The sequence below is a fragment of the Paraburkholderia sp. genome (genome assembly GCF_036488505.1).
GTDB lineage: Bacteria > Pseudomonadota > Gammaproteobacteria > Burkholderiales > Burkholderiaceae > Paraburkholderia.
On the sequence record NZ_DASXHN010000331.1, the window covers coordinates 1 to 7,854 of the forward strand.

The 7,854-nt window shown below is 62.7% G+C and carries 10 protein-coding genes; 1 reads left to right on the top strand and 9 read right to left on the bottom strand.

Translation table 11 applies throughout. The annotated features are described in order from the left end of the window. From cyoE to VGH68_RS19235, 4 genes are all read right to left on the bottom strand, one after another. On the bottom strand, nucleotides 1-750 hold a 750-nt coding region (gene cyoE, locus VGH68_RS19220; RefSeq protein WP_331605271.1), incomplete at its 3' end, for a heme o synthase. Between the two features lie 5 nt (nucleotides 751-755). Beyond that, on the bottom strand, nucleotides 756-1,865 hold the full coding sequence (locus tag VGH68_RS19225; RefSeq protein WP_331605272.1) for a COX15/CtaA family protein: 1,110 nt from the start codon (nucleotides 1,863-1,865) through the stop codon (nucleotides 756-758). Between the two features lie 21 nt (nucleotides 1,866-1,886). After that, the gene (locus VGH68_RS19230; RefSeq protein WP_331605273.1) at nucleotides 1,887-2,549 is read right to left on the bottom strand and encodes a cytochrome C oxidase subunit I; all 663 of its coding nucleotides are present in this window, start codon (nucleotides 2,547-2,549) and stop codon (nucleotides 1,887-1,889) included. A gap of 50 nt (nucleotides 2,550-2,599) precedes the next feature. Further along, nucleotides 2,600-3,316: an SURF1 family protein gene (locus VGH68_RS19235; protein ID WP_331605274.1), complete on the bottom strand. Its 717-nt coding sequence runs from the start codon at nucleotides 3,314-3,316 to the stop codon at nucleotides 2,600-2,602. A gap of 111 nt (nucleotides 3,317-3,427) precedes the next feature. Between VGH68_RS19235 and VGH68_RS19240 the strand changes: the two genes are divergently transcribed. Then, nucleotides 3,428-3,637 (top strand): twin transmembrane helix small protein, encoded by a 210-nt coding sequence (locus VGH68_RS19240; protein ID WP_233828068.1) that lies wholly within the window; start codon nucleotides 3,428-3,430, stop codon nucleotides 3,635-3,637. A gap of 298 nt (nucleotides 3,638-3,935) precedes the next feature. On the opposite strand, the gene VGH68_RS19245 is transcribed toward VGH68_RS19240, so the two are convergent. The 5 genes from VGH68_RS19245 to ctaD all read right to left on the bottom strand — a co-directional run bounded on the left by VGH68_RS19245 (nucleotide 3,936) and on the right by ctaD (nucleotide 7,771). Then, complete coding sequence (locus VGH68_RS19245) at nucleotides 3,936-4,793, bottom strand: cytochrome c oxidase subunit 3 (protein ID WP_331605275.1); 858 nt, start codon at nucleotides 4,791-4,793, stop codon at nucleotides 3,936-3,938. A 164-nt stretch (nucleotides 4,794-4,957) separates the two neighbouring features. Continuing rightward, the gene (locus VGH68_RS19250; protein WP_331605276.1) at nucleotides 4,958-5,179 is read right to left on the bottom strand and encodes a DUF2970 domain-containing protein; all 222 of its coding nucleotides are present in this window, start codon (nucleotides 5,177-5,179) and stop codon (nucleotides 4,958-4,960) included. An 80-nt stretch (nucleotides 5,180-5,259) separates the two neighbouring features. Beyond that, a complete protein-coding gene (locus VGH68_RS19255; protein ID WP_331605277.1) occupies nucleotides 5,260-5,859 on the bottom strand; it encodes a cytochrome c oxidase assembly protein in 600 nt (199 codons plus the stop codon). Nucleotides 5,860-5,901: 42 nt separating this feature from the next. Further along, a complete protein-coding gene (locus VGH68_RS19260; RefSeq protein WP_331605278.1) occupies nucleotides 5,902-6,036 on the bottom strand; it encodes a cytochrome oxidase small assembly protein in 135 nt (44 codons plus the stop codon). Between the two features lie 121 nt (nucleotides 6,037-6,157). Continuing rightward, nucleotides 6,158-7,771: a cytochrome c oxidase subunit I gene (gene ctaD / locus VGH68_RS19265; protein ID WP_167048415.1), complete on the bottom strand. Its 1,614-nt coding sequence runs from the start codon at nucleotides 7,769-7,771 to the stop codon at nucleotides 6,158-6,160. Nucleotides 7,772-7,854 lie beyond the last annotated feature (83 nt).

The window sequence follows — 7,854 nt, forward strand, 5'->3', positions numbered from 1 at the left end:
CAGCACCGCCGCGCCGAGATACACGACCCCGCTCATGGCGGAGATAAACGGCATCAGCGAAACCGCAAAGAGGATGACCGTGTACAGCAGGATATGCAGGCGCGTGTACTTTTCGCCGTGCGTGTTCGGCAGCATCGGCAGGCCGGCGTTTTCGTAGTCCTTGCGGCGATACAGCGCGAGCGCCCAGAAATGCGGCGGCGTCCACACGAAGATGATCAGCACGAGGATCCAGGCGTCGCCGGGCACGTGCCCCGTGACCGCGGCCCAGCCAAGCGCCGGCGGCATCGCGCCCGACGCGCCGCCGATCACGATGTTCTGCGGCGTGGCCGGCTTCAGCAGCAGCGTATAGATGACCGCATAACCAACGAACGTGGCGAGCGTGAGCCACATGGTCAGCGGATTCGCGAACGTGTAGAGCGTCCACATGCCGAGGCCGCCGAGCACGGCCGAGAACACCAGGATCTGCGGGGTGGTGATTTCGCCGCGCGCGGACGGGCGCCACGACGTGCGGCGCATCTTCGCGTCGATCTGCTGCTCGACGAGGCAATTGATCGCGAATGCGGCGCCGGCCAGCAGCCAGATGCCGACGGTGCCGCCGATCAACACGGTCCACGGCACCATGCCGGGCGTGGACAGGAACATCCCGATGACCGCGCAGAACACCGCAAGCTGCGTGACACGCGGCTTGGTCAGGGCGAGGTATTGGGAAACCCGGTTGCCGGGCGTCTGGGAGAGTGTTGTGCTGTCCATGTGAGTCACGCTGGCGCGGCGTCGCGCGCGGGGAATACGGCGCGGCCGGGACGGCTATAAGCGATCCGAAAGTTTAACATGACGAGCAAAAGCAGCAGGATCGCCGCCCCGCCATTATGGGCCACCGCGATCGGTAACGGCCATTGCAGCACGATGTTCGACAAGCCGGTGACGAACTGGATCAGCACGACGAGCAGCACCCCGGTGGCGGGCCGCCGCAGCGACTCGAAGCGGCGCAGCTTCAGCGCGAACCACAGCAGATAGGCAATCACGACGAACGCAAAAGTGCGATGTGTCCAGTGGATGGCGACCAGCGCGTCCTGGGTGATCAGGTCGCCGTCGCCATTCATGCCTAGCGCGCGCCACAAGTGAAAGCCGTGCGCGAAGTCCATCGGCGGGATCCATTGTCCGTTGCAGGTGGGGAAGTCGGTGCAGGCAAGCACCGCGTAATTCGTGCTGACCCAACCGCCGAGCGCGATCTGCAACACCAGCAAAGCGAGGCCCGCGAGCGCCGCCGCGCGCCAACGCGCGGCCTCGGGTTCGTAGGCGGGCAGCGGCGTGATTCGTGCGGCCAGCCAGCCGAGCGTGCCGAGCAACGCGAGGCCGAGCAACAGGTGCGTGGTGACGATGATCGGCTGCAGCTTCATCGTGACGGTCCACGCGCCGAACGCGCCCTGCACGACGATCAGCAGCAACAACGAGGTCGGCCACCACGGCGACACGTGCAACGGACGGCGCTTGATGCGCGCGGTCCATGCGATCACCGTCTGCGCGATGATCAGCACGCCGATCGCCATCGCGAAATAGCGGTGGATCATTTCGATCCACGCCTTCGTCATGCTCACCGGGCCGGTTGGCATCGCCTGATAGGCAGCGGCGATCGCCGCGTGCGCGATGAACGGCGACGACGTGCCGTAGCAGCCCGGCCAGTCCGGGCAACCGAGACCGGAATCGGTGAGACGCGTGAAGCCGCCGAACATCACGAGGTCGAGAGTGAGGAAGGTGGTGAGCCACACCAGCTTGCGGAATTTGTTGTCGTCGGCCTTGACCCATACGTAGGACAGCGGCAACAACGCGATACACAAGCCGATCAGTGCCAGTTGCAATACGAACATCTTTTCTACCTGTTTGCGGCATCAGCCGATACGCGACCACTTGAGCAGCTTGGTCAGGTCACTCTTGATCTTGCTCGGGTCCGGATCTTTGGGGAAACGCATCATCAGATTGCCGTTCGGATCAACGAGGAAAATGTGGTCGGTGATCCGGGTACCGGTGTCGACGGGAAGCCATGCGGTCACCTGCGCCGGGTCGGCGATCAGCATATCCGTGCCGGGGTACGCGTGTTGTAGCACGTCGGCGACCTGGCCGGCGTCGGTACGAAGCCACACTTCGACGACGCGCTCGCGTTCCGGACCTTGGGCTGCGCGGATTTGCCGCATGAAATAGAGCTTCGTCACGCAGGCCTTGTCGCACGCGCTGCCGTCGACCGAGATCATTAGCCAATGGCCGCGCAACGATGCGAGCTTGAGCGGCTTGCCGTCTTCGCCGGTGACGACTAGTGAATCGGGGATCGGCCGCTGCGGCTCGATCAGCGCGCCATAGTTCGTGCTGCCGCCGGCCGGTTTGACCACGTAGTACATCAAATACGAGATCGCGATCGGCGCCGCGCAGATCACCGCGAGCAGCAGCAAGATCCAGCGGCCGCGCCGCCACGAGCCGGGGCCGTTCGGTTGACCGGGCATCGCTTTGGCCGCGATGGGTTTGCCGGCTTGCGGCGAGCGGGGAGTTTGAGTCGACACTGCAAAACCTCTTTCAATGATTGGCGGCTGCTGGCCGCGCTTGCTCGATGTCATGCGCTTGGTGCGCGTTCTTTTCGGCCCGCGCGGCGCGCCGCGTACAGACCAAAGCCAAGCGCCGCGGCGGCTATGCCCCACCACTGGAACATGTAGCCGTAGTTGCGCTCGACCCCGGTGGTGGGCGCTGGCCAGTCGCGCACCAGGCCGTCGCCGGTGTCGCTCGTCTGCTGGATCACGAATGATTGCAGCGGCAGCCCGGTTTCGGCGGCATACGCGGCAACATCGAGATTTTGACGGATCAGATGATGCGCAGCCGAACCGTTGTGCCCCAACTCGAATGCGCGCGACGCATCGGCCCGCGCGATCCCTTCGATCTCGACCTCGCCCTGCGGCGTCTTGTACGGCGCGATCGTCTCGCGGTTGGCCATGTTGCGTGGCAGCCAGCCGCGATTCACCAGCACGTAGCCCCCATCGGCCAGTTTAAAAGCCATCACGACGTAAAAGCCCGGCTGATCGTTGTGCGGCCGATTATCGAGGTACACGACCTTGTCCGAGATAAACGTGCCGCGCGCCGATACGCGATGGAACTCGACGTCCTTCAGCACAACCGGCGCCGCGCTCACCGGCAGCGCGGGTGCGTTCTCGAACTGCGTGATATGCGCCTCGAGCGCTTCCTTCTGATGCGCGCGGTTTCGCTGCCAGAAACCGAGCCGCACCGTCACGACAACGACGAGCAAGATCAGCAGCACAGGAATCAGGCGAAACTTCATTGCCCGCGCTCCGTCACCGCTGCGCGAACCGGCGGCAACCTACGGCAGACGCCCGGGCGCGGTGCGATAATAAAAATCTTGCCATTGCGCTTTCCGGTTTCGGTTGATTTCATGCACATTATCGTTCCCATCGCGTTTGCTCTGATCATCGCCAGCATGGTGTCGGCGCTGTACTTCATGATGCACGACAGAGGCAAAACCAAGCGGATGGTCTGGTCGCTCGCCACGCGGGTCGGCCTGTCGATCTCGCTATTCCTGTTCATCCTGTTCGCGCACTGGATGGGCTGGATTCAGTCGACGGGCATCCCGTACGGGCGCTGAAGCCCAACTATCGAGTCTCGTGCTCACCGAGTCTCACGCGTCGACTGCCACGCGTCGAGTCTCGTGTTGACGCCGCCGAGACCGCACTCCACTTCCGCCAGTTTGCAACCTCCGGACCCGCAGCCCACTGCCGCGAGCTCCGCAGCAAGATTTCCACCTCGCCAAATAAAACGCCGCCCTGACACGTCGAGGGCGGCGCTGCATCAATCCTTGCATCCTGCTCGTTCGCGCCGCCCGAAGCGCGCTGCGCGAACGGCCCGCGCAAATCCCGGCAAAGCGGCGCGCGGCTCTGACTGCGTTACAGCCAGTACACGACGACGTACAACCCGAGCCACACGACGTCGACGAAGTGCCAGTACCACGCCGCGCCTTCGAACGCGAAGTGATGCTCGGCCGTGAAGTGGCCGCGGATCAGCCGCACCAGCACCACCGCAAGCATCGTGCCACCGAGGAACACGTGGAAGCCGTGGAAGCCCGTCAGCAGGAAGAACGTCGAACCGTAGATGCCCGAAGCCAGCGTCAGATTCTGCGCGTTGTACGCATCGAAATATTCGAAGCCCTGCAGCACCAGGAAGGACATCCCTAGCAGGAGCGTAGCGGCCAGCCAGATGATCGCTTTGCGGCGATGATTCTCACGCAGCGCGTGGTGCGAAACCGTCAGCGTCGCGCCCAACGACAGCAGCAGCGCCGTGTTGATCGTCGGTACCGGCCACGGTTGCATCGACTTGTACGCCGATACCAGTTCGGCCGGACCGTTGTTCGGCCACACCCCCGAAAAATCCGGCCAAATCAGCTTGTAGTCGAGGCTGCCGAGCTGATGCAGCGCGATTTCCCGTGCGTAGAACAGTGCGCCGAAAAACGCGCCGAAGAACATGACTTCCGAAAAGATGAACCAGCTCATGCTCCAGCGGTACGACCGGTCGACGTTCTTGCCGTACATGCCGCCTTCCGATTCCGCGATCGCGTCGCCGAACCAGTGCCACAACGTGAAGAGCAGCCAAAGCAAACCGGCGGCGACGCCGAGCGGTGCCCAGCTCTGCTCGTTGATCCAGGCCGCAAGCGATCCGAGCATGACCAGCAACCCGATAGCGGCGCTGATCGGATGCCGCGACGGATGCGGTACGAAATAGTACGGGCTCTCGTTTTGACCGCTCATTCTTGATTCTCCACTTCAGTCCAGTTGTTCCGGAATCTCCGGCTGTATCTTCGGCGGCGCTTCGATACCGCACCGCTTCACTCTAATTCCTGGGGCTTCCATGCTCTACCCCGGTACTACTCGCGCGGCCGCACTCCGTCGTGGCCCGGACACTGAAGAAACTGTCAACCGACGACGGCTCGCACGACCAGAATCAGCACTCCGATAAAGATCGCCGCGCCGATCAACGCCGCCGCGATCAGATGCAGCGGATTGAGCTGGGCGGCGTCCGCCTCCAGATCGCGGCGCCTGCGCACACCGAAAAAGGACCAGAACACCGCTCGCATCGACTGACCGAAACTGCTCTTGCGCGGGCTGCCGCCTTTCTCGCCGCCGTTATCGATCATCTCACTTCGTTTCCCTGGTCTTGCTTCGTTGGCCGCTCGCGCGATCGGGCCGGCTCGCAGAGCTAACCGCCACTGCCGCATTAACTCTTCGTCGCGTTGGCCCTAGGCACCGCTTCGTCCGCACTCGACGCGGCCGGCGTGTTCAATTCGAAAAACGTGTACGACAACGTGATCGTCTTCACATCCTTCGGCAACTTCGGGTCGACCACGAACACCACCGGCATCCGCCTGGTCTCGTCCGCAATCAACGTCTGCTGCGTGAAGCAAAAACACTCGATCTTCTTGAAGTACTCGGTCGCCTGCTTCGGCGCATAGCTTGGAATCGCCTGCGCGTGAACCGTGCGCGACTGCTGGTTGCTGACCTCGTACATCACCGTCGTCACTTCGCCCGGATGGACGTCGAGACTACGCTGCTCCGGCTTGAAACCCAACAGCCCGCGCGCGTTCGCATCGAATTCGATTGAAACCGTGCGGCTCATGTCGACCTGAGTGTTCTTCGCCTCGCGCGCGGTCGTATCGCGCTGCACGAGGTTGTTCGCGCCAGTAATCTCGCAGATCGCGCGATACATCGGAACCAGCGCGAAGCCAAAGCCGAACATCATCAAGGCGCCGACGAACAGCTTGATCAGCATCAAACGATTGAAAGACCGATCGGCCACGGGCGGCGGTTGCGTCGACATCTGAATCCTCAACAAACCCGCGAACGGACTTCAACGGCTGCGTCAGCTGAACCAGCACTGCTTGACCACGATGCTCGCGAAGAACAACGCCGCAATCGCGAACATCACCAGTCCGATGCGCTTGTTGCCCGCGCGAATCTGCTCCGGCGTACGTCTTTCCTGTGAGTTGCGCGTCATGCTCGACTTTCTGAATACTTTTCTTGACCGGTGAGGCCGCCGCCTGGCGGCAACCGCGCGAAGCGCCTGGTTCCATCTGCAGCGTCTCGCGCCACCGGAACCCGCGCCTCGCCCGAAAGACTTACTCGACGGTCGGCGGATGCTCGAACGTGTGGAACGGCGCCGGGCTCGGCACCGTCCACTCGAGGCCGGTTGCGCCGTCCCACGGCTTGTCGCCCGCTTCCACGTGCTCACCGCCGCCACGATAGGCCGGCAGCGCCACCGCGAACAGGAAGTACACCTGCGACAGACCGAAGCCGAATGCGCCGATCGAGATCACCTGGTTCCAGTCGGTGAACTGCGCCGGGTAATCCGCATAACGGCGCGGCATGCCGGCCAGCCCGACGAAGTGCATCGGCAGGAACGCGAGGTTGAAGAAGAACATCGACGCCCAGAAGTGGATCTTGCCGCGCGTTTCGTTGTACATCCAGCCGGTCCACTTCGGTGACCAGTAGTACCACCCGGAGAACAGCGCGAACAGTGACCCCGCCACCAGCACGTAGTGGAAGTGCGCGACCACGAAATAAGTGCCGTGATACTGGATGTCGAGCGGCGCCATCGCGAGCATCAGACCGGACAGGCCACCGAACGTGAACACGATCAGGAAGCCAACGGCGAACAGCATCGGCGTTTCGAACGAGAGCGAACCACGCCACATCGTCGCGACCCAGTTGAATACCTTCACGCCGGTCGGCACCGCGATCAGCATCGTCGCGTACATGAAGAACAACTGGCCCGTGACCGGCATGCCGGTCACGAACATGTGGTGCGCCCAGACCATGAACGACAGGATCGCGATCGATGCCGTCGCATACACCATCGAGCTATAGCCGAACAGCGGCTTGCGCGAGAACGCCGGAATCACCTGCGACACGATCCCGAACGCCGGCAGAATCATGATGTACACCTCGGGGTGGCCGAAGAACCAGAAGATGTGCTGGTACATGACCGGATCGCCGCCGCCTGCCGCATTGAAAAACGACGTGCCGAAGTGACGGTCGAACAGCACCATCGTGATCGCCCCCGCCAGAACCGGCATCACGGCGATCAGCAGGTACGCGGTGATCAGCCAGGTCCATACGAACATCGGCATCTTCATCAGCGTGAGCCCCGGTGCACGCATGTTCAGGATCGTCACGACGATGTTGATGCCGCCCATGATCGACGAAGCACCCATCAGGTGGATCGCGAAAATGGCGAAGTCCATGCCGGGACCCATCTGCGTGGAGAGCGGCGCATACAACGTCCAGCCCGCGGCAGTCGCACCGCCTGGCGCGAAGAACGAACCGACCAGCAGCACCGCGGCCACCGGCAGTAGCCAGAAGCTGAAGTTGTTCATCCGCGCGAACGCCATGTCCGATGCGCCGATCTGCAGCGGCACCATCCAGTTCGCGAAGCCGACGAACGCCGGCATGATCGCGCCGAACACCATGATGAGCCCGTGCATGGTGGTCAACTGGTTGAAGAACTCGGGGCGCATGATCTGCAGACCCGGTTCGAACAGCTCGGCACGGATCATCAGCGCCATCACGCCCCCGGACAGGAACATGGTGAACGAGAAGATCAGGTACAGCGTACCGATGTCCTTGTGGTTGGTTGCGAACAGCCAACGACGCCAGCCGTGCGGCGTTTCGTGGGCATGGTCGCCGTGCACGTGCTCGTGGCCTGCGACTACATCGTGTCCGATGCTAGACATGACAATCTCCTAAAGCGAATACTGCGGTGCTGACCATGAACACGTCAGGCAGCCGGGCTGATCTGGACACGCCGGGCTTCTTT

Excerpts from the sequence above, each read along its gene's own strand:
- VGH68_RS19255 (WP_331605277.1), bottom strand. The coding sequence starts at position 5,859 with ATGTCGACGCAACCGCCGCCCGTGGCCGATCGGTCTTTCAATCGTTTG.
- ctaD (WP_167048415.1), bottom strand. The coding sequence starts at position 7,771 with ATGTCTAGCATCGGACACGATGTAGTCGCAGGCCACGAGCACGTGCAC.
- VGH68_RS19225 (WP_331605272.1), bottom strand. The coding sequence starts at position 1,865 with ATGTTCGTATTGCAACTGGCACTGATCGGCTTGTGTATCGCGTTGTTG.
- VGH68_RS19260 (WP_331605278.1), bottom strand. The coding sequence starts at position 6,036 with ATGACGCGCAACTCACAGGAAAGACGTACGCCGGAGCAGATTCGCGCG.
- VGH68_RS19245 (WP_331605275.1), bottom strand. The coding sequence starts at position 4,793 with ATGAGCGGTCAAAACGAGAGCCCGTACTATTTCGTACCGCATCCGTCG.
- VGH68_RS19240 (WP_233828068.1), top strand. The coding sequence starts at position 3,428 with ATGCACATTATCGTTCCCATCGCGTTTGCTCTGATCATCGCCAGCATG.
- VGH68_RS19235 (WP_331605274.1), bottom strand. The coding sequence starts at position 3,316 with ATGAAGTTTCGCCTGATTCCTGTGCTGCTGATCTTGCTCGTCGTTGTC.
- VGH68_RS19250 (WP_331605276.1), bottom strand. The coding sequence starts at position 5,179 with ATGATCGATAACGGCGGCGAGAAAGGCGGCAGCCCGCGCAAGAGCAGT.